This window comes from Halomonas saccharevitans, from assembly GCF_032333995.1.
Classification (GTDB): Bacteria; Pseudomonadota; Gammaproteobacteria; order Pseudomonadales; family Halomonadaceae; genus Halomonas; species Halomonas saccharevitans.
On record NZ_JAVXUR010000001.1, the window covers coordinates 253,763 to 275,064 of the forward strand.

The 21,302-nt window shown below is 66.2% G+C and carries 23 protein-coding genes; 19 read left to right on the forward strand and 4 right to left on the reverse strand.

Annotated elements, in window-relative coordinates:
* Positions 1–36 precede the first annotated feature (36 nt).
* The 3 genes from ctaD to RSO68_RS01165 are packed head-to-tail and all read left to right on the forward strand — an operon-like array spanning position 37 to position 3,154.
* Positions 37–1,668, forward strand: coding sequence for a cytochrome c oxidase subunit I (gene ctaD / locus RSO68_RS01155; RefSeq protein ID WP_089848858.1), 1,632 nt, complete (start codon positions 37–39; stop codon positions 1,666–1,668).
* A 29-nt stretch (positions 1,669–1,697) separates the two neighbouring features.
* Positions 1,698–2,294: a cytochrome c oxidase assembly protein gene (locus tag RSO68_RS01160; RefSeq protein WP_089848856.1), complete on the forward strand. Its 597-nt coding sequence runs from the start codon at positions 1,698–1,700 to the stop codon at positions 2,292–2,294.
* A complete protein-coding gene (locus RSO68_RS01165; RefSeq protein ID WP_315585138.1) occupies positions 2,291–3,154 on the forward strand; it encodes a cytochrome c oxidase subunit 3 in 864 nt (287 codons plus the stop codon). Before RSO68_RS01160 ends, RSO68_RS01165 begins: the two co-directional genes overlap by 4 nt.
* A gap of 66 nt (positions 3,155–3,220) precedes the next feature.
* On the opposite strand, the gene RSO68_RS01170 is transcribed toward RSO68_RS01165, so the two are convergent.
* Positions 3,221–3,415: a DUF2909 family protein gene (locus tag RSO68_RS01170; RefSeq protein WP_089848852.1), complete on the reverse strand. Its 195-nt coding sequence runs from the start codon at positions 3,413–3,415 to the stop codon at positions 3,221–3,223.
* Here RSO68_RS01170 and RSO68_RS01175 point away from each other — a divergent pair.
* The 4 genes from RSO68_RS01175 to cyoE are packed head-to-tail and all read left to right on the forward strand — an operon-like array spanning position 3,405 to position 6,765.
* Complete coding sequence (locus tag RSO68_RS01175; protein WP_315585139.1) at positions 3,405–4,157, forward strand: SURF1 family protein; 753 nt, start codon at positions 3,405–3,407, stop codon at positions 4,155–4,157. The two genes, RSO68_RS01170 and RSO68_RS01175, sit on opposite strands and share 11 nt — an antisense overlap.
* On the forward strand, positions 4,154–4,783 hold the full coding sequence (locus RSO68_RS01180; RefSeq protein WP_315585140.1) for a hypothetical protein: 630 nt from the start codon (positions 4,154–4,156) through the stop codon (positions 4,781–4,783). The genes RSO68_RS01175 and RSO68_RS01180 overlap by 4 nt, the downstream gene beginning before the upstream one ends.
* Positions 4,770–5,852, forward strand: a complete 1,083-nt coding sequence (locus RSO68_RS01185) for a COX15/CtaA family protein (RefSeq protein WP_315585141.1) — start codon at positions 4,770–4,772, stop codon at positions 5,850–5,852. The genes RSO68_RS01180 and RSO68_RS01185 overlap by 14 nt, the downstream gene beginning before the upstream one ends.
* Complete coding sequence (gene cyoE / locus RSO68_RS01190) at positions 5,845–6,765, forward strand: heme o synthase (protein ID WP_315585142.1); 921 nt, start codon at positions 5,845–5,847, stop codon at positions 6,763–6,765. Before RSO68_RS01185 ends, cyoE begins: the two co-directional genes overlap by 8 nt.
* A 76-nt stretch (positions 6,766–6,841) precedes the next feature.
* Here the strand turns inward: cyoE and RSO68_RS01195 are convergent, their stop codons facing one another.
* The gene (locus RSO68_RS01195) at positions 6,842–8,299 is read right to left on the reverse strand and encodes an SLC13 family permease (RefSeq protein WP_315585143.1); all 1,458 of its coding nucleotides are present in this window, start codon (positions 8,297–8,299) and stop codon (positions 6,842–6,844) included.
* 185 nt (positions 8,300–8,484) lie between these two features.
* On the opposite strand from RSO68_RS01195, the gene RSO68_RS01200 reads away from it, so the two are divergent.
* From RSO68_RS01200 to ihfA, 9 genes are all read left to right on the forward strand, one after another.
* The gene (locus RSO68_RS01200; RefSeq protein WP_089848844.1) at positions 8,485–8,952 is read left to right on the forward strand and encodes a DUF2489 domain-containing protein; all 468 of its coding nucleotides are present in this window, start codon (positions 8,485–8,487) and stop codon (positions 8,950–8,952) included.
* A 283-nt stretch (positions 8,953–9,235) separates the two neighbouring features.
* The gene (locus tag RSO68_RS01205; RefSeq protein WP_089848842.1) at positions 9,236–10,051 is read left to right on the forward strand and encodes an OmpA family protein; all 816 of its coding nucleotides are present in this window, start codon (positions 9,236–9,238) and stop codon (positions 10,049–10,051) included.
* Between the two features lie 228 nt (positions 10,052–10,279).
* The gene (thrS, locus tag RSO68_RS01210) at positions 10,280–12,178 is read left to right on the forward strand and encodes a threonine--tRNA ligase (RefSeq protein ID WP_089848840.1); all 1,899 of its coding nucleotides are present in this window, start codon (positions 10,280–10,282) and stop codon (positions 12,176–12,178) included.
* 33 nt (positions 12,179–12,211) lie between these two features.
* Positions 12,212–12,751, forward strand: a complete 540-nt coding sequence (gene infC, locus RSO68_RS01215) for a translation initiation factor IF-3 (protein WP_089848838.1) — start codon at positions 12,212–12,214, stop codon at positions 12,749–12,751.
* Between the two features lie 87 nt (positions 12,752–12,838).
* Positions 12,839–13,033 carry a 50S ribosomal protein L35 gene (gene rpmI, locus RSO68_RS01220; RefSeq protein ID WP_089848836.1) on the forward strand — a complete coding sequence of 65 codons (195 nt, stop codon included), beginning with the start codon at positions 12,839–12,841 and terminating at the stop codon, positions 13,031–13,033.
* A gap of 37 nt (positions 13,034–13,070) precedes the next feature.
* Positions 13,071–13,424, forward strand: coding sequence for a 50S ribosomal protein L20 (gene rplT, locus RSO68_RS01225; protein WP_021817421.1), 354 nt, complete (start codon positions 13,071–13,073; stop codon positions 13,422–13,424).
* Between the two features lie 127 nt (positions 13,425–13,551).
* Positions 13,552–14,571 (forward strand): phenylalanine--tRNA ligase subunit alpha, encoded by a 1,020-nt coding sequence (gene pheS, locus RSO68_RS01230; protein ID WP_315585144.1) that lies wholly within the window; start codon positions 13,552–13,554, stop codon positions 14,569–14,571.
* Between the two features lie 34 nt (positions 14,572–14,605).
* A complete protein-coding gene (pheT, locus tag RSO68_RS01235; protein ID WP_315585145.1) occupies positions 14,606–16,984 on the forward strand; it encodes a phenylalanine--tRNA ligase subunit beta in 2,379 nt (792 codons plus the stop codon).
* A gap of 80 nt (positions 16,985–17,064) precedes the next feature.
* Entirely contained in the window at positions 17,065–17,367 is a 303-nt protein-coding gene (ihfA, locus tag RSO68_RS01240) for an integration host factor subunit alpha (protein ID WP_089848881.1), read from the forward strand.
* Positions 17,368–17,469: 102 nt separating this feature from the next.
* Here ihfA and RSO68_RS01245 read toward each other — a convergent pair whose 3' ends face one another.
* Positions 17,470–17,679 carry a DUF2788 domain-containing protein gene (locus RSO68_RS01245; protein WP_089848828.1) on the reverse strand — a complete coding sequence of 70 codons (210 nt, stop codon included), beginning with the start codon at positions 17,677–17,679 and terminating at the stop codon, positions 17,470–17,472.
* Positions 17,680–17,813: 134 nt separating this feature from the next.
* On the opposite strand from RSO68_RS01245, the gene RSO68_RS01250 reads away from it, so the two are divergent.
* Both RSO68_RS01250 and RSO68_RS01255 read left to right on the forward strand, forming a co-directional pair.
* Positions 17,814–18,278, forward strand: a complete 465-nt coding sequence (locus RSO68_RS01250; RefSeq protein ID WP_089848826.1) for a flavodoxin — start codon at positions 17,814–17,816, stop codon at positions 18,276–18,278.
* Between the two features lies 1 nt (position 18,279).
* On the forward strand, positions 18,280–18,648 hold the full coding sequence (locus tag RSO68_RS01255; protein ID WP_315585146.1) for a hypothetical protein: 369 nt from the start codon (positions 18,280–18,282) through the stop codon (positions 18,646–18,648).
* Positions 18,649–18,796: 148 nt separating this feature from the next.
* On the opposite strand, the gene ppnN is transcribed toward RSO68_RS01255, so the two are convergent.
* Positions 18,797–20,158, reverse strand: coding sequence for a nucleotide 5'-monophosphate nucleosidase PpnN (gene ppnN / locus RSO68_RS01260; protein WP_315585147.1), 1,362 nt, complete (start codon positions 20,156–20,158; stop codon positions 18,797–18,799).
* A gap of 141 nt (positions 20,159–20,299) precedes the next feature.
* Here ppnN and RSO68_RS01265 point away from each other — a divergent pair, with 141 nt between their 5' ends.
* Positions 20,300–21,208, forward strand: coding sequence for a LysR family transcriptional regulator (locus tag RSO68_RS01265; protein WP_089848821.1), 909 nt, complete (start codon positions 20,300–20,302; stop codon positions 21,206–21,208).
* Positions 21,209–21,302: the final 94 nt, after the last annotated feature.

Below are 21,302 nucleotides of genomic sequence, written 5' to 3' on the forward strand. Positions count from 1 at the left end.
CCGCTCCTCTTTCGTGATGGTCCACAGGAGATTCCGATGGCTTCCCACCTGCCACCCAAGCCGACTCCGCAGCACAGCACAACCACCGCCGGTGGCATGGCCGAGTCCGGGCATGCTCGCCCTCGCGGGCTGATGCGCTGGCTCTTGACCACCAACCACAAGGAGATCGGCACGCTCTACCTGCTCTTCTCCCTGACCATGTTCTTCATCGGCGGGATCTTCGCCCTGGTGGTCCGTGCCGAGCTGTTCCAGCCCGGCCTGCAGCTGGTGCAGCCCGAGTTCTTCAACCAGATGACCACCATGCACGGCCTGATCATGGTGTTCGGTGCGATCATGCCGGCCTTCGTCGGCCTGGCCAACTGGATGGTGCCGCTGCAGATCGGCGCCCCCGACATGGCCCTGCCGCGCCTCAATAACTTCAGCTTCTGGCTGCTGCCGGTGGCCTTCCTGCTGCTGCTCTCGACCCTGCTGATGCCGGGAGGCGGGCCCAACTTCGGCTGGACCTTCTATGCGCCGCTCTCGACGACTTACGCGCCGCCCTCCACCAGCTTCTTCATTCTCTCGCTGCACCTCGCCGGGATCAGCTCCATCCTCGGCGCGATCAACATCATCGCGACCATCCTCAATCTGCGGGCCCCGGGGATGCGCATGATGGACATGCCGCTGTTCGTGTGGACCTGGCTGATCACCGCCTTCCTGCTGATCGCCGTGATGCCGGTGCTCGCCGGGGTGATCACCATGATGCTGATGGACATCAACTTCGGCACTAGCTTCTTCAATGCCGCCGGCGGCGGTGACCCGGTGCTCTTCCAGCACCTGTTCTGGTTCTTCGGGCACCCCGAGGTCTACATCATGATCCTGCCGGCCTTCGGCATTGTCTCGGCGATCATCCCGACCTTCTCGCGCAAGCGCCTATTCGGCTACGCCTCCATGGTCTACGCCACGGCGGCCATCGCGATCCTCTCCTTCATGGTCTGGGCCCACCACATGTTCATCGTCGGCTTGCCGCTGGTGGCCGAACTGTTCTTCATGTACACCACCATGCTGATCGCGGTGCCGACCGGCGTGAAGGTGTTCAACTGGGTGGCGACCATGTTCCGCGGCTCGATCAGCTTCGAACCGCCCATGCTGTTCGCCCTGGCCTTCGTGGTGCAGTTCACGGTCGGCGGGTTTTCGGGGCTGATGCTCGCCATCGCACCCGCCGACTTCCAGTATCACGACACCTACTTCGTGGTGGCGCACTTCCACTACGTGCTGGTGCCCGGGGCGCTCTTCGCGATCCTTGCCGGCGCCTACTACTGGCTGCCCAAGTGGACCGGCCACTACCCATCGGTGCGCCTGTCGCAGTGGCACTTCTGGCTGTCGGTGATCGGGGTGAACCTGACCTTCTTCCCGATGCACTTCTCGGGCCTTGCTGGCATGCCCCGTCGTATCCCCGACTACGCGCTGCAATTTGCCGATTTCAACCTGGTCTCGAGTCTCGGCGGCTTCCTGTTCGGCGCCTCACAGCTGCTCTTCGTGCTGGTGATCATCAAGTGCGTACGCGGCGGCGAGAAGGCACCAGCCAAGGCCTGGGAAGGCGCCGAGGATCTCGAGTGGAGCGTGCCCAGCCCGGCGCCGCTGCATACCTTCGAGACGCCCCCGACGTTTCAACCCCGCGAGCACTGAGCGAGCCCGCCAGGGCTCAGGAGGCAGGCATGAGCAGACGTGACGATCAGGCCACGGGTCGTGCAGGGGTCCGTCGCACCGTGACCCGTACCCTGGTGGTGCTCGCCGGCATGTTCGCCTTCGCCTTCGCCCTGGTGCCGCTCTATGACGTCTTCTGCGACCTGACCGGCCTCAACGGCAAGACCAGCGCGCGGGCCCAGCCGCTGGTCGAACAGGAGGTCGATGCCTCGCGGATGGTCACGGTGCAGTTCATCACCCGGGGCAGTCAGGGCCTGCCCTGGCACCTGGAGGTGAATACCCGCCAGATTCGTCTGCACCCCGGCCAGCGCGAGGAGGTGTTCTTCACCTTCCGCAACAACGGCGATGCGACCACGCTCGCCCGCGCGGTGCCCAGCGTCTCACCGTCGGCGGCATCGCTGCACCTGCGCAAGCTGACCTGCTTCTGCTTTCAGGAGCAGCAGCTGGCGGCCGGCGAGACGTTGAAGGCACCGCTGGTCTTCCAGCTGACCCGCGACCTGCCTGCTGACATCAAGACGGTGACCCTGGTCTACACCCTCTATCCCGTTCAGTCGGCCCAGGCCGAGGTCGCGCGCCGTGAGTCGATCACAGAAGGAGACAGCGCATGAGTGGTGGCAGCTACTACGTACCCGAGTCCAGCAAGTGGCCGATCCTGGGGTCGCTTTCGCTGGGGGCCATGATGATTGGCACTGGCACCCTGCTGGTGCATGGACTGGCGGGGATGCCGGTCATGGTGATCGGCCTGCTCGCCATCCTCGCGGTGATGACACTGTGGTTTCGCGACGTCATCCGCGAGTCGCGGGGCGGGCTCTATAATGCCCAGATGGATCGCTCCTTCCGCTGGGGGATGGGGTGGTTCATCTTCTCGGAGGTGATGTTCTTCGCGGCCTTCTTCGGCGCGCTCTTCTACGTGCGCACCTTCGCGCTGCCGTGGCTGGACGGGGAGGGCGCCAAGGGCGTGGCCTCGCTGCTGTGGCCCGATTTCACCGCGTCCTGGCCGCTGCTCAACCCGCCGGACGCGAGCATCGAGGGACCCCGCGAGACCTTCAGCCCCTGGCACCTGCCGCTGGTCAACACCCTGATCCTGGTGACTTCCAGCATCACCCTGACCATCGCCCACGAGGGCATCAAGGAGGGCTTTCGTGACAGCGCCCGCTTCTGGCTCACCGTCACGGTGCTGCTGGGCCTCACCTTCATCACCGTCCAGGGGGTCGAGTACTACGAGGCCTATGCCCACTACGGGATCACTCTGCAGGCCGGGATCTACGGCGCGACCTTCTTCCTGCTCACCGGCTTTCACGGGCTGCACGTGATCATCGGCACCATCATCCTAGCGGTGATGCTGTGGCGCGTACGTCAGGGGCACTTTACCGCCGATGATCATTTCGCCTTCGAGGCGGGGGCCTGGTACTGGCACTTCGTCGACGTGGTGTGGATCGGCCTGTTCACCTTCGTCTATGTCTTCTAAAGGCGGGTCTTCTAAGGGGCGGGTCTGCTGAGCTCGGGTCTTCTGAGTCCGGGCCTTCTCAGCGGCTCAGGCGCCGAGATCGCCGAGATAGAAGCCGAAGAACAGCAGGGCTAGCAGCAGCGCCGCCAGGCCCACGCGCAGCTTGAGCGAGACCAGGACGCGGCGAGAGCGCCCCCCGTCTCGGATCAGGAAGCCGGCGCCGGCGGCGAGACTGATCACCATGGCGAGAAAGACGAGAGCAATCATTATCTTGAGTAACATTCACGGCTCCATGAAAGCGTCGGCATCGAAGCGGCATCATCGCCGATTCCCGGCGCGTCGGCTCGGCTGGTGGGGGTTCTGGTCCTGCCTGGTGATGGCGGGTCTCGCCCTAGGACTATGGCAGTGGGAGCGGGCCGCCGACAAGCGCGAGTACCTGGCGCGCCTGGAAGCGGCGCCGCGGCTGGAATCGCCAACCGAAACCCCGCCTCCCGGGGCCCGTGTGGTGTTGCGCGGGGAGTACCTGGCCGGGGAGACGCTGTTTCTCGACAACCGGATTCATGAGGGGCGTCTGGGCGTGGCGCCCCTCACGCCCTTTCGCGATCTCAACGGCCAGCTCTGGTTGATCCAGCGTGGCTTCCTGGCGACCGGCCCGGCGCGAGACGACCCCTCGGTCGAGACGCCCGATGGCGTGGTGCGTCTGGAAGGGCGCTGGCAGGCGTCGGGCGATGCGGCTCCGCTGTTTGGCCCCAATCGGGAGGGCAATCGCCTGCAGCGCATCGACCTCGCGGCCTGGCGCCTCGACGAGGGCGTCGCCCACGCCGGCTGGCTGCACCTCGAGCAGGGGCCTGGCCATCTTGCTTCCTGGTGGCAGCCAAGCGTGGTGCCGCCGGAACGCCATCTGGGCTACGCCCTGCAGTGGTGGGGGCTGGCCCTGGCGGCACTCGTTATCATGCTGGTGGGCGCCCGTCGCTTCGCGCGTTCCGAATCGATCTCCTCCCCGAGCAAGGAGCCTCCCCGATGACCCACACCGGACGCCAGCGCCTGAAGCTGCTGGCCCTTTTTGCGATCTTCGCACTGCCTCTCGTGCTGGCCTGGGGCATGGTGCAGTGGCGCCTCGGCATTCCCGAGGGGCGCACCGCTCACGGCGAGCTTGCGCCCACGCTGCCCAGCCTGGATCAGTGGCCGCTGACGGCGGTGGAGAAGGACGGGGCGAGTGACTGGCTGCTGGTCTTCGACTGTTCCGAGGCCTGTGCCGAGCGTGCCGATCGCTGGTGGCGGCTGCATCGCGCCCTGGGGCGCGAGGCCGATCGAGTCAGCCGCCTGCGCATCGGCGGAGAGGGCAAGGCGCTGCCCGGGGCCGCCGTGGCACAGTGGACGGACGCGGCCGAGTGGCGAGGCTCCCATCGCCTGTGGATCCTCGATCCCGAGGGGCGCGCGGTGCTCGGCTACGGGCCCGAGGTCGCGGCGTCCGATGTGCTGACCGACCTGCGTCGTCTGCTGCGGCTGAATCCCGAGTCGCCCCTTGCGCAGTACGCTACCGTCCGAGCTGAGACACTTCAGGCAGAGACAGGCCCGGACGATACAGCGACGGGTGACGCCGCAGCGAGCGACACAGCATCAGGGGAGCAAGCCGATGGCCGTGGGTGAGAGCGTCCAGCGCCTGGAGGCCCGCCGCCGCTGGCTGGTGCGCCTGAGCCTGGCGGGAGTCATCTTCACTGCCCTGGTGGTGCTGGTGGGGGCCTGGACACGGCTGGTGGATGCGGGTCTCGGCTGTCCCGATTGGCCCGGTTGCTACGGCGCCCTGGTGGTGCCGAACGCCGACCGTGCCCTGGCTCACTCCCCGACGGTGCCGCTGGAGTCCGCCAAGGCCTGGGTGGAGATGGTACATCGCTACCTGGCCTCCCTGCTCGGGCTGCTGGTGATCATCCTGATCGTGGTGGGCGCTCGGTGGCGCCGCGAGGTCGCGTATCCGTGGCGCATCAGCCTGGGGCTGCTCGTCGTGATCCTGATGCAGGGGGCCTTCGGCGCCTTCACCGTGACGCTGAAGCTGTGGCCCCAGGTGGTCACCCTTCACCTGCTTGGCGGGCTCAGCGTGATGGTGCTCTTCCTCTGGTTGCACCTGCGCCTGCGCCGCTTCCGGCCCGGCGACCCCTGGCGGGTCAGCCCCCGGCCGCTGACCCCGCTGTGGCGACTGGCGCTGGCGCTTCTCGTCGCCCAGCTGGCGCTCGGCGGCTGGACGTCGAGCAACTATGCCGGGATCGCCTGTCAGGGCTTTCCCACTTGCAACGGCCAGTGGTGGCCGAGCATGGACTGGAGTGAGGGCTTTCATCTGACCCAGACGGTGGGGCCCAACTATCTGCACGGGCAGCTGCACGCCGAGGCGCGCAGTGCCATTCAGGTAGGACATCGGCTGGGGGCCCTGGCGCTCGGCCTCGGCCTGCTGCTGCTCGCCGTGCGCTACCGCGACGCGACCAGCATGCGCCGCTGGCTGGCGCTGCTGGGCGGTACCTTTGGGGCGCAGCTAGCGCTGGGCATCGCCAACGTGCTGGCGTGGCTGCCGCTATGGCTGGCCCTGCTGCATACCGCCGGCGCGGTGGCGCTGGTGGCAGCGATGACCCTCGCCCTGTGGCACTGGCGCTGGTCGAGCGTGACGCAGGGCGCGGCCGCGCCGCAGGCGGGGAATTCGGTAACGAAGGAGGAGTGGGCTCATGTCTGAGGTCGTGATGGAACGTGCAGTGGTCGGCCATCTCACCGGCTGGGGCTGGCGAGATCTCTACACGCTGTGCAAGCCCCGGGTGGTGGCGGTGATGCTGGTCTGCACCCTGGTCGGCATGCTGCTGGCGGCGCCGCTGCCGGGGACGGCGGCGGTAGTCTTCGGCCTGGCGGGGATCGGCCTGGCTGCCGGGGGAGCGGCGGCCTTCAATCACGTGGTCGATCGCCGCCTGGACGCCTTGATGCTGCGCACCGCGGGCCGCCCCCTGGCGACCCAGCGGTTGCCCACGGGGCTGGCGCTTGGCTGGGCGACACTGCTCTCGGTCTGCGGCATCGGGCTGCTGGCCTGGCAGGTCAATCCGCTGACGGCCTGGCTGACCCTTGGCTCGCTGATTGGCTATGCGCTGATCTACACCGCTTTTCTCAAGCATGCCACGCCGCAGAACATCGTCATCGGAGGGGTGGCGGGGGCGGCGCCGCCGCTGCTCGGCTGGACGGCGGTCACCGGGCAGCTGGGCCCCGAGCCGCTGCTGCTGATGCTGATCATCTTCGCCTGGACGCCGCCGCATTTCTGGGCGTTGGCGATCCACAAGCGCGACGAATATGCCCGGGCCGGCGTGCCGATGCTGCCGGTCACCCACGGCAAGGCCTTTACACGCTTGCAGGTCTGGCTCTATGGCTGGTTGACGGTGGCGGTCACGCTGCTGCCGTTCGTCATCGGCATGAGCGGGGTGCTCTATCTCGTCGGGGTGACGGCCCTCAATGCGCGCTTCATGGTCTGGAACTGGCGGGTCTGGCGCGGCCGCGACCCGAAGGCACCGCTGGCGGCCTTCTGGTTCTCCATTCGCTACATCCTCGGCGTGTTCGGCGTGCTGCTGCTGGATCACTATGCCGCGGCCTGGATGCTCGCGAGCTGAGTCGACGCCAGCGTCATCCGAAAAAGAGGAGCCCGGCCATACGGCCGGGCTCCGTCGTTCGGGTCGGGCGGCGTCCCTACCAGAGGGTGAGTATCAGGAAGTAGGCCATCAACGTCACGACCACCGTGCTGATCAGGTTGAGCATGAAGCCGGCGTGGATCATCGACTGGATCTTCATGCGACCGGTAGCGAAGACGATGGCATTGGGTGGCGTAGCCACCGGCATCATGAAGGCGCAGCTGGCGGCGATGGCCGCGGGCACCGTGATCAGCAGGGGCGAGATGTCCAGCGACAGCGCCAGGGCGCCGAGCAGCGGCAGGAAGGCGGCCGCGGTGGCGGTGTTGGAGGTCACCTCGGTGAGGAAGATGATCACCAGCACTACCACGCCGACCATCGCCAGTAGCGGTAAGGCGCCGAAGATGCCGAGCTGCTGGGCGATCCACTCCGCCAGCCCCGAGCGGCTGATGGCGCCGGCCAGCGCCAGGCCGCCGCCGAACAGCAGCAGGATGCCCCAGGGGAGCTCCTTGGCGGCGTCCCAGTCCATCAGGCGCCTGCCATCGCCGCGGCCGGTGGGCACCAGGAACAAGGCAATGCCGGCGATGATGGCGATACCCGTGTCGGAGAGCCAGTCGAGCCCGGCATCGTTGAGCAGCGGCCGCAGCATCCAGGTCACCGCCGCCAGCAGGAAGATCAGACCCACGCGGCGCTCGGGTGCGCCGATTCGGCCGAGCTTCGCCAGTTCGTCGCGCACCATGCCGGCGCTGTCGTCGCCGACCTTCAGGTTGAAATCGCGGCGAGTCAGCCACCACCAGGCACTGACCATCATGACCGCGCTGATCGGCAGGCCGATCATCATCCATTGGGCGAAACCCAGATCGATGCCGCGGTCCTCGGCCAGGTAGCCGGCGAGCAGGGCATTGGGCGGGGTGCCGATCAGGGTCGCCACGCCCCCGATGCTGGCGGAGTAGGCGATGGCCAGTAGAAGCGCCGTGGCGTAGCGGTTCAGCTCGACCGGGTCGGCGTCGTCCAGCAGGCTGACCACCGACATGCCGATGGGCAGCATCATGATGGCGGTAGCGGTATTGGAGACCCACATGCTGAGAAATCCGGTGGCCAGCATGAAGCCGCCGATCTGGCGACGCGGCTGGTGGCCGACCACGCGCAGGACGTGCAGCGCGATGCGCCGGTGCAGGGCCCAGCGCTGCATGGCAATGCCGAGCAGGAAGCCGCCGAGGAAGAGATAGATGATCGGGTTGGCATAGCTGGCGGCGGTCTCGTTCATGTCGCCGATGCCCAGTGCCGGCACCAGGGCCAGCGGCAGCAGCGAGGTGGCGGGGATCGGGATAGCCTCGGTGGACCACCAGGTGGCCATCAGGAGCCCCAGGCCGGCGCAGGCCCAGGCCGGATTGGACATGCCGGTGGGCGCCGGTGCCAGCAGGGTCAGCAGTACCCAGAGTGGGCCCAGCCACAGGCCGATACGTGTGGACAGGGCGGGTGCCGAGGGCGAGGCGTTAGAGTCGTCGGATGTGGGCATCGTCGTTCCGTCGTTCCATGCGCGGTGGGTGGAGAGAGGATTTTACGCAAGGCCCAGGCCGTCTGCAGAGCCTTGATCGGTAAATCGACCTGGTCGCCTTGCCGGGTCACTCGAGCGTGATTTCGGGGTCTGGCGGGCGGCATGTATGATGAAGTCCCTGACACGAACCGACACGGGACATGCCCATGAACCCTACTCTGGCACTCATTCTCCTTGGCCTGGGGCTGGCGATCATCGCCGGTCTCGGGGCCTATGCTTTCACGCTCTGGAAGGAGGTACGGCGGCGCCGGAACTTTCGTGAAGAAGAGTTGCGGCGTGCCCATGAGAACTGCCTGGAGAACCTCGAGATGGTGGCCTCGGCGCTGGCCCAGGAGCAGGTCGATATCACCGAGGGGTCCTGGCGCTGCAAGGTGCTGCTGGAGATCCTCGATCAGGACCTGACGCAGCGGCCCGACTTCCAGGCATTCGACGAGGTCCATCGCCGTACCCAGCACCTGCACACCCATGCCGCGCGCAAGGCCTTGAGTCCGAAGGCGCGGTTCCAGGAGGACCGCGAGCGTCTGATGGTCGAGGATGAGATGCGCGAACCGGTACTCAAGGCTGCGACGGCAGTAATCGAATTTCGTCGCGGCTGGCCGGGTAGTCTGCACTGACTGCCTGTTGCCGGTGTCTGCAGGAAGGTGTGCGTTGGCCACCTGCGTTGATTGCAACCGTCCAGGCTCTGCGGCAAGCTGACACCCTCACGTTGACGGCTAATATGCATTGGATGCCCTAGCCGCCGTGCCTGGAACTGGCCGAGAAAGGCGTAACGTGCTTTCTTGGAAGGTGCAGGAAGCGGTTCGGGGGCCGTTTCCCTCGGTTCATTCCTCGGAACCCCCTGGCCATGGCGCTCCTTACCCGTCGTGCCGGGATGTAGTTAAGAAGAAGGAGTCTTGCATGAAAAAATCAACGACTGGTTTGTTGCTCGGTTCTGCGCTGGTGGTCGGGCTCTCCGGCTGTGCCAGCTCAGGGTCTCAATCCTCCGGCATGGACAGCGGCGTTTCCTCTGACCGTGCCTGGTACCAATCTCCCTTCGTCTGCGGGCTCGCCGGCGGCGTGATCGGTGGCGGTCTGGGCTATGCCACCAGCGGCGAATCCGATGAGGATACCGGTGCGGCCATCGGCTCCACCGCGGGTGCGGCCATCGGTGCGATGCTGTGTGCCGAGCCCAACCGCAGCCCGGCACCGGCGCCGCGCGACACCGACGGTGACGGCGTCACCGATGCCAACGACCAGTGTCCGGGCACACCGGCAGGCGTGGCCGTGGATGCCGTGGGTTGCCCGCTCGACTCCGACGGCGATGGCGTGCCGGACTATCAGGACCAGTGTCCGGGTACCCCGGCCGGTGCCGAGGTCAACGCCCTGGGCTGCGAGCAGGACCTGGTGCTGCGCGACGTCAATTTCGAGTTTGACTCTGCCGTCCTGACCATGGGCGCCGAGGACATCCTCGCCGATGTCGCCGAGAAGCTGCGCGCCAACGAGAATGTTCGCGTGCGCATCGAGGGTCACACCGACGCCGTGGGCAGCGATTCCTATAATCAGGACCTCTCTCAGCGCCGTGCCGACTCCGTCGCCGATTACCTGGCGAGCCAGGGCGTCTCGATGGATCGCATGCGCACCATCGGCTACGGCGAGTCCCAGCCGGTGGCCAGCAACGAGACTGACGCTGGCCGTGCCGAGAACCGTCGCGTCGAACTGGGCGAGTGGGAGTGATCCTGCCCTGACCCGAGCCACCGTCCCGGCATCGCCCGGGACGTGACGCAAGCACGAGACAAGGCGCCTACGGGCGCCTTTTCTCGTGTCGGGATTCCTGCCCTTGGCCATCCACCGTGGCGCCACAGGGGGCGCTTCTGCTAGGCTATGCGGCTTTCAGACCACGACCATTCGTCTGGCGACACGTGATCCCTGGTATGGATCACCACTGCGCACAAGGAAGCCTTCATGCCCATCGTGACCCTGCCCGACGGCAGTCAGAGAACCTTCGACGACCCCCTCAGCGTGATGCAGCTGGCCGAGAGCATCGGTCCCGGTCTCGCCAAGGCCTGCGTGGCCGGCAAGATCGACGGCGTGCAGGTGGATGCCGCCGATATCATCGACCATGATGCCGAGGTGGCGATTCTCACCGCCCGCGACGCGGAGGGCCTCGAGGTCATTCGCCACTCCTGCGCCCACCTGATCGGTCATGCCGTCAAGCAGCTCTATCCCGACGCCAAGATGGCCATCGGCCCGGTGATCGAAGACGGCTTCTACTATGACGTCGACTTCGGACGCTCGGTGACCCCCGAGGATCTCGAGGCCATCGAGGCGCGCATGAAGGCGCTGATCGATCACGAGTACGATGTGGTGCGCGAGTATGTCGATCGCGATCACGCCATGCTGCAGTTCTTGCACCGCGACGAGCCCTACAAGCAGGAGATCGTGCGCGGCATTCCCGAGGGAGAGACCATTCGTCTCTACCATCACGAGGAATACCTCGACATGTGCCGGGGTCCTCACGTGCCCAATACGCGGCACCTCAAGGCGTTCAAGCTGACCAAGCTCTCTGGGGCCTACTGGCGAGGCAACGCCGAGAACCCCATGCTGACCCGTATTTACGGCACCGCCTGGGGCGACAAGAAACAGCTCAAGGCCTATCTCAAGCGCCTCGAGGAGGCCGAAAAGCGCGATCATCGCAAGCTGGCCAAGAAGATGGATCTCTTCCATCTCCAGGAAGAGGCCCCTGGCATGGTCTTCTGGCATCCCAACGGCTGGACGATCTACCAGGCGCTCGAGCAGTACATGCGTCGCGTGCAGATCGAGCACGGCTATCAGGAGATCAAGACGCCCCAGGTGGTCGATCTCTCGCTGTGGAAGGCCTCGGGGCACTGGGGGCACTACAGCGAACTGATGTTCACCACCGAGTCGGAGAAGCGCGAGTACGCGGTCAAGCCGATGAACTGCCCCTGCCACGTGCAGGTGTTCAACCAGGGGCTGAAGAGCTACCGCGACCTCCCTCTGCGCCTCGCCGAATTCGGCAGCTGCCACCGTAACGAGCCCTCCGGCTCGCTGCACGGCCTGATGCGGGTGCGCGGCTTCACCCAGGACGACGCGCACATCTTCTGCACCGAGGGGCAGATCCAGGCCGAGGCCGAGGCCTTCATCGCCCTGACCCTCCAGGTCTACAAGGAACTCGGCTTCGACGACGTGGAGCTCAAGCTCTCCACCCGCCCCGAAGGCTACATGGGCGAGCCGGCGCTTTGGGATCGTGCCGAGGCCGGTCTCGAAGCGGCGCTGAACGCCACCGGCCTCGAGTGGGACCTGCAGCCGGGCGAGGGCGCCTTCTACGGGCCCAAGATCGAGTTCTCGCTGCGCGATTGCCTCAACCGCGTCTGGCAGTGTGGTACGCTACAGCTCGACTTCAACCTGCCGGGTCGCTTGGGGGCGCAGTTCGTCGACGAGGATGGCGTGCGCAAGACGCCGGTGATGCTGCATCGCGCGATTCTCGGTTCCTTCGAGCGGTTCCTGGGTATCCTGATCGAGCACTATGCCGGCGCCATGCCGCTGTGGCTGGCGCCGCAGCAGGCGGTGGTCATGACCATCACCGATGCTCAGCGTGATTACGCCGTCTCGCTGGTCGAACGGCTCCAGAAAGTCGGTCTGCGCGTCAAGTCGGACTTGAGGAACGAGAAGATCGGCTTTAAAATCCGAGAGCATACGTTGCAGAAGGTCCCCTATCTCCTGGTGGTGGGAGATAAGGAAGTCGAGTCCGACTCGGTGGCCCTGCGCACCCGCAGCGGCGAGAATCTCGGAACGATGACGGTAGACGCCTTCATCGAGCGGATTCAGACCGAACGGCAATAGCGACATCTTCCAAGCGATAGTGGAGACGGAACCATCAAGAGAAGCAACCCAAGAGGGCGCGTTCAGGATAAACGCCCCCCGATGAACGAGCGCATTACCGAGGATCAGGTCCGCCTGATCGATAGCGACGGCGAACAGCTGGGCGTTGTGCCCACCAGCGAAGCGCTGGAGCGAGCCGAAGCGGCCGGAATGGACCTCGTACAGATTTCCAACGCCGATCCCATTGTCTGCAAGATCATGGATTACGGTAAGTTCGTCTTCGAGCAGAAGAAACAGAAGTCTGCTCAGAAGAAGAAGACGAAGCAGATCCAGGTCAAGGAAGTGAAATTCCGGCCTGGCACCGACGAGGGTGACTATCAGGTCAAGATGAAGAACCTGATTCGATTCCTCGAAGGTGGCGACAAGGGCAAGGTCACCCTGCGTTTTCGCGGTCGTGAAATGGCGCACCAGGACATCGGCCGCAAGCTGATGGAGCGGATCGCCGCCGACCTCGAGGACCTGGGTACCGTGGAGTCCTTTCCGAAGATGGAAGGGCGCCAGATGATTATGATCATTGCCCCCAAGAAGAAGTGATTCGACGGCCCGTTTAACGGCCGGAAGGCATGCCAGCCTTCCGGTGGCCCCGAATTTTCTGAAAAAACCTCGAGCGGAGTTATTCTCATGCCGAAAATCAAGAGCAACAGCGGCGCTGCCAAGCGCTTCAAGAAGACGGCCAACGGCTTCAAGCACAAGCAGTCGTTCCGTAGCCACATCCTGACCAAGAAGTCCACCAAGCGGAAGCGTCAGCTGCGTGGGATGAAGCAGATCCACGCCGCCGATAAGCCGCTCATCCAGCGGATGCTGCCGACTCTGTAACTTCCCGGGTGCACCCCTCTAACGTCAGGAGATAGCTATGACTCGCGTCAAGCGTGGTGTCGTCGCACGTCGTCGTCACAAGAAGATTCTTAAGCAGGCCAAGGGTTACTACGGTGCCCGTTCGCGCGTCTTTCGCGTTGCCAAGCAGGCCGTCATCAAGGCCGGCCAGTATGCGTACCGCGACCGTCGCCAGCGTAAGCGTCAGTTCCGTGCCCTGTGGATCCAGCGTATCAACGCCGGTGCCCGCCAGCATGGCCTGTCCTACAGCCGCTTCGTCGGCGGCCTGAAGAAGGCCGGTATCGAGATCGACCGCAAAGTGCTGGCCGATCTGGCCGTTCACGAGAAGGCTGCCTTTGCCGCCATCGTCGAGAAGGCCAAGGCTGCCCAGTAAGGGAGTCGACCCTGGCCGGTGAGTGGCTCGTGTCGCGCCGCCGGTCCGTGATCGTCGCAGGGGAAGAGCAGCCGCTCTTCCCCTGTTTTTTTGAAAGACTTCTTTGAAAGACTTCGGAGCTCAACGGATGGACCACCTTCCCACTCTGGTTGCCGAGGCCCGCGACGCCATCCACGCCGCGGACAGCCTGGCCGCACTGGACGAGCTGCGCGTGCGCTATCTCGGCAAGAAGGGCGAGATCACCGCCCTGCTCAAGGGGCTCGGCAAGCTGCCCGCGGAGGAGCGCCCGGCCGCCGGTGAGCGGATCAACCAGGCCAAGCAGGCGCTGAGCCAGGAACTCGACGAGCGCCGCCAGGCGCTGGAGAAGGCGGCGCTGGAGGCGCGACTGGCCGCCGAGCGCCTGGACGTGACGCTGCCGGGGCACGGCCAGCCCAGCGGGGGCCTGCATCCGGTGACCCTGACCCTGGAGCGCATCGAAGCGCTGTTCACGCGCATCGGCTACGACGTGGCGGTGGGTCCGGAGATCGAGGACGACTACCACAACTTCGAGGCCCTCAACATTCCCGCCCATCACCCGGCGCGGGGCATGGCCGATACCTTCTACTTCGATGCCACCCGGCTGCTGCGCACCCACACCTCGCCGGTGCAGGTGCGGACCATGAAGGAGGCCGAGCCGCCGATCCGCATCGTCTGCCCGGGCCGCGTCTATCGCAGCGACTCCGATCTGACCCACACGCCGATGTTCCATCAGGTCGAAGGCCTGCTGGTCGACGAGGACGTCAGCTTCGCCGACCTCAAGGGCACCATCCAGGACTTCCTGCACGCCTTCTTCGAGCGTGACGATCTCTCGGTGCGCTTTCGTCCCTCCTATTTCCCCTTCACGGAGCCCTCGGCCGAGGTCGATATCGAGTGCGTGATGTGCGCAGGCGAGGGCTGCCGGGTCTGCTCGCACAGCGGCTGGCTCGAGGTGATGGGTTGCGGCATGGTGCACCCCGAGGTGTTCCGCCACTCCGGCATCGATACCGAGCGCTACACCGGCTTCGCCTTCGGTATGGGCGCCGAGCGCCTGGCGATGCTGCGCTATGGCGTCAACGACCTGCGGCTGTTCTTCGACAACGACCTGCGCTTCCTGCGCCAGTTCGCCTGATTGATCACCGGATAAGCAGAACACAGGAGTTGTCATGAAATTTTCCGAACAGTGGCTGCGCGACTGGGTCTCGCCGGCCCTTTCTACCCAGGCGCTCGCCGACCAGATCACCATGGCCGGCCTCGAGGTCGATGCCGTGGATCCCGTGGCCGCGAGCTTCAGCGGCGTGGTGGTCGCCCAGGTGGTGGCCAAGGCCCCGCACCCGGATGCCGACAAACTCAACGTCTGCCAGGTCGACGACGGCAGTGGTGAGCGGGTTCAGGTCGTCTGCGGTGCCCCCAACGTGGCCGAGGGCCAGCGGGTGGCCTTCGCTCGGGTCGGCGCCGTGCTGCCCGGCGACTTCAAGATCAAGAAAGCCAAGCTGCGCGGCGTAGAGTCTCGCGGCATGATCTGCTCCGCCTCGGAGCTGGGCCTCGAGGAGGAGACCTCCGAGGGCATCCTCGAGCTGCCGACGGACGCGCCGGTGGGCGAGGGCTTCCGCGACTTCATGGGGCTCGATGACCACACCATCGAGGTCGACCTCACTCCCAACCGCGGTGACTGCCTGAGCCTGAAGGGCCTGGCCCGCGAGGTCGGGGTGCTCAATCGTCTGGCGGTCGAGGGTCCCGCGCTTACCGCGGTGGCGCCGGTCCATGACGAAAGTTTCCCGGTTCGCGTCGAGGACGGTGAGCGCTGCCCGCGCTACCTCGGCCGCCTGATCAAGGGCGTCGATGTCACCGCCGAGACGCCGCTGTGGATGGTCGAGCGGCTGCGCCGCAGCGGCATCCGCGCCATCGACCCGGTGGTCGACGTCACCAACTACGTGATGCTCGAGCTTGGTCAGCCGCTGCACGCCTTCGATCGCGCCAACCTGCACGGCAGCGTGATCGTACGGCTGGCACGGGAGGGCGAGCGCCTGGTGCTGCTCGACGGCCAGGAGATCACCCTGGAGGCCGAGACACTGGTGATCGCCGACGAGCGCGGCCCGCTGGCCATCGCCGGCGTCATGGGCGGCGAGCACTCCGGCGTGAATGCCGAGACCCGCGACATCTTCCTCGAGTCGGCGTTCTTCTCGCCGCTGGCCGTGGCCGGTCAGGGGCGTCGTTACGGCCTGCACACCGATGCCTCCCACCGCTTCGAGCGCGGCGTCGACCCGGCACTCGCCCGCGAGGCTGCCGAGCGGGCCACCGCGCTGCTGCTGGAGATCACCGGCGGCGAGCCGGGCCCGCTGACCGAGGTGGCAAGCGACGCGCATCTGCCCGGCGCCCGCCAGGCGATCCTGCGCGCCGCTCGCCTCGAGCAGGCGCTCGGCAAGGCGCTGCCCGACGACGAGGTCGCCGAGGTCCTCGAGCGCCTGGGGCTCGGCGTCACGGCCACCGGCGAGGGCTGGACGGTGCAGGTGCCGACCTGGCGCTTCGACATCGCCATCGAGGAGGACCTCATCGAGGAGGTGGCGCGCATCCACGGCTACAACCGCCTGCCGGTGCGTCGTCCTCAGCTGCGCCTGGCGCTGCGCCCCGCCGATGAGGCTCACACGCCGCTGGGCCTGCTGCGTCGCCAGATGGTCGCCCGTGGCTACCAGGAGGCGGTGACCTACAGCTTCGTCGCTCCGGAGCTGCAGCAGGCGCTGCATCCCGAGGCCGTCTCGCCGGCGCTCGCCAATCCCATCTCCAGCGATCTGTCGGTGATGCGGGCTAGCCTCTTCCCGGGCCTGGTGCGTGCCCTCACGCATAACCTGAATCGTCAGCAGAGCCGAGTGCGGCTGTTCGAGACCGGCCTGGTGTTCCGCGGCGAGCTCGACCACCTGCACCAGCTGCCGATGCTTGGCGCGCTGGTCTGCGGGCCCCGCGAGCCCGAGGGCTGGTCCGGCGACAAGGCCGCGGTCGATTTCTTCGACCTGAAGGGCGACCTGGAGAGCCTGTTCGCGCTTGGCGAGCCCGAAGCCTGGCGCTTCGAGCCGGGCGAGCATCCGGCCCTGCATCCGGGGCAGTGCGCGCGCATCCTGCACCGCGGCGAGGAGGCCGGCTGGATCGGCACCCTGCACCCGGCAGTGCGTGCCAAGCTGGGTCTCAAGGTCGATGCGCTGCTCTTCGAGGTGCGTCTCGACGCGCTTACCCAGGGGCGGGTGCCGGCCTTTACTCCGCTGTCGCGCCATCCCGAGGTGCGTCGTGACCTGGCCTTCCTGGTCGACGCCGAGCTGCCGGTGCAGTCGCTGCTCGATACCATCCGCGGCCAGGCCGGCGAGTGGCTGGTGGACTCGCACCTGTTCGATGTCTATCAGGGCAAGGGCGTACCGGAGGGGCGCAAGAGCGTGGCCCTGGGCTTGACCTGGCAGCATCCTTCGCGCACGCTTAATGACGAGGAAATCAATCAGTTGGTTGATGCTATCGTCGCGGAATCGCACCAGCATCTGGGCGCAGAGCTGCGTTCATGACAGCGTCGCGCGACAAGACTGCGCCCTCAAGCGAGGCGCAGCCCGGCGATCGGCAGGACCAGCGCCACGAGGACGACAACATGGGTGCGTTGACCAAGGCGGAACTGGCCGAACATCTGCACGCCGAGCTTGGCCTGTCCAAGCGCGAGGCCAAGTCCATGGTGGAGGCCTTCTTCGAGGAGATACGTGGTTGCCTGCGCGAGAACGAGCAGGTCAAGCTGTCGGGGTTCGGCAACTTCGACCTGCGCGACAAGCGCGAACGCCCCGGTCGTAACCCGAAGACCGGCGAGGAGATCCCCATCTCCGCGCGGCGCGTGGTCACCTTCCGACCCGGCCAGAAGCTCAAGAGCCAAGTTGAAGGGTACGACGGCGAGGTGCATTGAGCGTCCTCGGTTGACGCGATAATGGCCGGTCGCCAGGCAAGACGCCACTCCTCGGAGTGGCGTCTTTGCGTTTGATCCACTTGGCGCTTCGAAGGGCGGGGCCTACACGCCGACGCCGCTCTCCAGCGTCCAGGTGATCACCACCTTCAGCACGTACCCCAGCATCCCGGCGCCGAGGACCACGAACAGCATGAGGGTGCCGAAGCGTCCCGCCTGGGACTTCTTGGCCAGATCCCAGATGATGAAGCACATGAAGAGGATCAGACCGCCGATCATGATCGGCGTGATCCAGGTCTCGAAAGCGTGCCGCATGGTGTCTCCCTGCAGGAATGTTGAATGCCTGACCATTATACTCGGACTTCCCGCGCTCGGCAGTCATCATGGCGTGGCCCCATGCCGCACCCCCGTGTTAATATCCGAGTGAAATTCTCAGGTAAATCCATGACATGCCCATGCTCAAGATCTTCGTAGGCACCATGTATGGTGGTGCCCTGGACGTCGCCGAACAGGTCAAGCCGCTCTTCGAGGAGGCCGGTTACGAGGTGGCGATTTTCGATCAGCCGACCCTCGACGACCTCACCGGCTCACCCACCGACCTGGCGCTGTTCTGCGTCTCCACCACCGGTAGCGGCGACCTGCCCGGTAATATCGTGCCGTTCGCTCGGGCGCTCGAGGAGCAGAGCCCCGGCCTTGGCAGCCTGCGCTACGGGCTGATCGCCCTGGGCGACAGCTCCTACGGCGAGACCTACTGCGGTGCCGGGCGCCATCTCGACGAGCTGCTCGAAGGGCAGGGCGCCCAGCGGCTCGGCGAGCGCCTCGAGGTCGATGCCATGGAGACCTTCATGGCCGATGACGAAGCCCTTCCCTGGGTCGAGGAGTGGATCGACGCCCAGCAGCTGAAGGTGGCCTGAGATGGGGGCCACACCGACCGCGGAGCGCGTCAGCCTGCTGGTGGGGCTCGGCGTGCTGATGCTGGCGACCCTGCCGCGCTATCTGGCCGCCGGCCTCGAGACCCGCCAGTCGCTGATGCTGATGGCGCTGGCCGTGGTCGCGATAGCGACTCTGCTGCAGTGGCGGATGCTCGAGCACGAGGCGCGTGCCCGCCTGCCGGGGCTGCTGCGCCGGCTAGTGCTCTGCCTGGGGGCGGGGGCTGCCGGCATGACGGCCTGGCACGCTCTGACCAGCGACTTCTTCGGCTGGGAGCTCGTCGTCTCCCATGGTGCGACTCTCGGCCTGTTGCTGCATGCGCTCTGGCTGTGGTGGAGACCCGTGCGCGCCTAGCCGCGGCGGCGATCGAAACGGCGAGAATGCCCGGCTGAGTCCGTCACGACCACGATCGCCGTTAAGATCAAGCAACCGCAACCTCCTAGAGGCCCCGCCGGATCAGTGATCCGGTGGGGCTTCTTGCGTCTCGGTCGGGTCTCTCTGGCTAGCCGAGGGTGTAGCAGGGCACGTAGTCGCCTGCGAGCTTCATGCGTCCCTGATCGACGAAGGAGGAGAGCAGCTCGTCCAGGCGCGCCATCAGCTCCGGCTCGGCGTGCAGGCGGAAGGGGCCGTGGGCCTCGATGGCCCGCAGGCCCTGTTCCTTGACGTTGCCGGCGACGATGCCCGAGAACGCGCGGCGCAGGTTGGCGGCGAGCTCGTGTACCGGCTGCTCGCGGTGGAGCGCCAGGCTCGCCATGGCCTCGTGGGTGGGTTCGAAGGTTTCCTGGAAGTTGCGCGCCACGGTCAGGCGCCAGTTGTAGTAGAAGGCGTCCTGGCGACTGCGGCGATACTCGGCCACCCGATCGATGTTGACGCGCATGGCACGGGCCACCTCGACGGGGTCGTCGACGATGATGCGGTAGTGGCGGCGCACCTCCTCGCCCAGGGTGTAAACTAGGAACTCGTCGATGCGCTTGAAGTAGTCGGCGGCGCTCGCGGGGCCGGTGAAGATGACCGGCAGTTCCATGTCGGTGTTGTCCGGGTGCAGCAGGATCCCCAGCAGGTAGAGGATTTCCTCGGCAGTGCCCACGCCTCCGGGGAAGACCAGGATGCCGTGGCCCAGGCGCACGAAGGCCTCCAGGCGCTTCTCGATGTCGGGCATCACCACCAGCTCGTTGACGATGGGATTGGGCGCCTCGGCGGCGATGATGCCGGGCTCCGAGACCCCCAGGTAGCGCCCCTGGCTGCGCCGCTGCTTGGCGTGGGCCACGTTGGCGCCCTTCATGGGCCCCTTCATGGCGCCCGGTCCGCAGCCGGTGCAGATATCCAGCTCGCGAAGCCCCAGGTGATAGCCCACCGATTTGGTGTAGTCGTACTCCTCGCGGGAGATCGAGTGGCCCCCCCAGCAGACCACCAGGCTCGGATCACGGCCCGGTTTTAGGGTGCCGGCCTTTCGCAGGATATGGAACACCGCATTGGTGGTGCCTTCCGCGGTCTGCAGATCGAAGCGATGGCGAGTCTGGATCTCGTTGTAGACGTAGACGATGTCGCGCAGCACCGCGGAGAGGTGCTCGCGGATGCCGCGGATCATCTTGCCATCGACGAAGGCCTCGGCGGGAGCGTTGGTGATCTTGAGACGCACGCCGCGGTCCTGCTGCAGCACCTCGATATCGAAGTCCGGGTAGGTCTCGAGCAGGGCCAGGCCGTCATCGGTGAGGTTGCCGCAGTTGAGCACCGCCAGCGAGCAGTTGCGCAGCAGGTCGTGCAGCCCGCTGCGGGAGGTGTCATGCAGGCGCTCGACCTCCTGCTGGGAGAGGATCTCGAGGCTGCCTTCCGGTGAGATGGTGGTGGAAATGGTGTCGGGCATCCGTGGCGTTCCCTGTCGTCATGGCCGGATTGGTCGTTCCATGATGCTACCACGCCGGCCGTCGGGCGGGCATCGCTGCGGCTCCGGCGGCGAGCTGATAGAATCACCGATGCCAGGCCACCGCCCTCGACGTGACATCCCATGTTCAACGCCCGCTATTTCCGCACCTTCATCACGCTGGTCGAGACCGGCAGCTTCACGCGCACCGCCCGGCGTCTCGAGATGACCCAGCCCGGCGTCAGTCAGCACGTCCGCAAGCTCGAGCAGTACCTCGGCAAGTCGCTGCTCGATCGCCAGGGTCGGCGCTTCGTGCTCACCGAGGCCGGCCGTCGCGCCTATGACTACGCGCTCAAGCTGTTCGCCGAACACGAGCAGTTCTGCCACTCCCTCGACAACGACAGCCTGGACACCGGCGAGTGCCGTCTCGCCTCGCCGGGCAGCATCGGACTGATGCTCTATCCGTTCATCCTCGGCCAGCAGCAGATGCAGCCGGGCCTCACCGTCAGCTACAGCTTCGCCTTCAACGCCGAGATCGTCGCGGACGTGCTCGCCGGTCGCCACGATCTCGGCATCGTCACCGAACCGGTTCGTCATCCCGAGCTCGACTGCGAGCCCTGGCACCAGGAGCCGCTCTGCCTGGTGGTGCCGGCGGACTTCGCCGGCAGCGGACTGGGCGATCTGATGGCGCTCGGAATGATCGGCTATCCGGGCGGCAATGATCATGCCGGGGTACTCTTGCGCGCCAACTTCCCCGACTTTCGCTCAATGAGTCACTTCCCGCGCCAGGGCTTCACCAACGAGGTGGGCATGGTGCTAGATGGGGTGGCCCGGGGACTGGGTTTCGCCGTGGTCTCGCGGGTAGTGCTGGAGACCTCACCCTGGCAGCGCCAGGTCAAGGCGCTCTCCCTGGCCCAGGCGTGCCACGAATTCCTCTATCTGGTGACCCGCACCGGGGCACACATGCCGCGGCGCTACGTGCGCCTGCTCGAGGGCTATCGCGAGCAGCGCCGCCACGAGCGCCTCGGCTATGGCGAAGTGATCGAGAGCTGAGGCGGTCGAGGGCCGGGATGTTCGAAAGTGCACTGACGAGGCATGCACGGACCACGGCCTGAACGCGAAGGGCCCCGCCGAAGCGGGGCCCTTT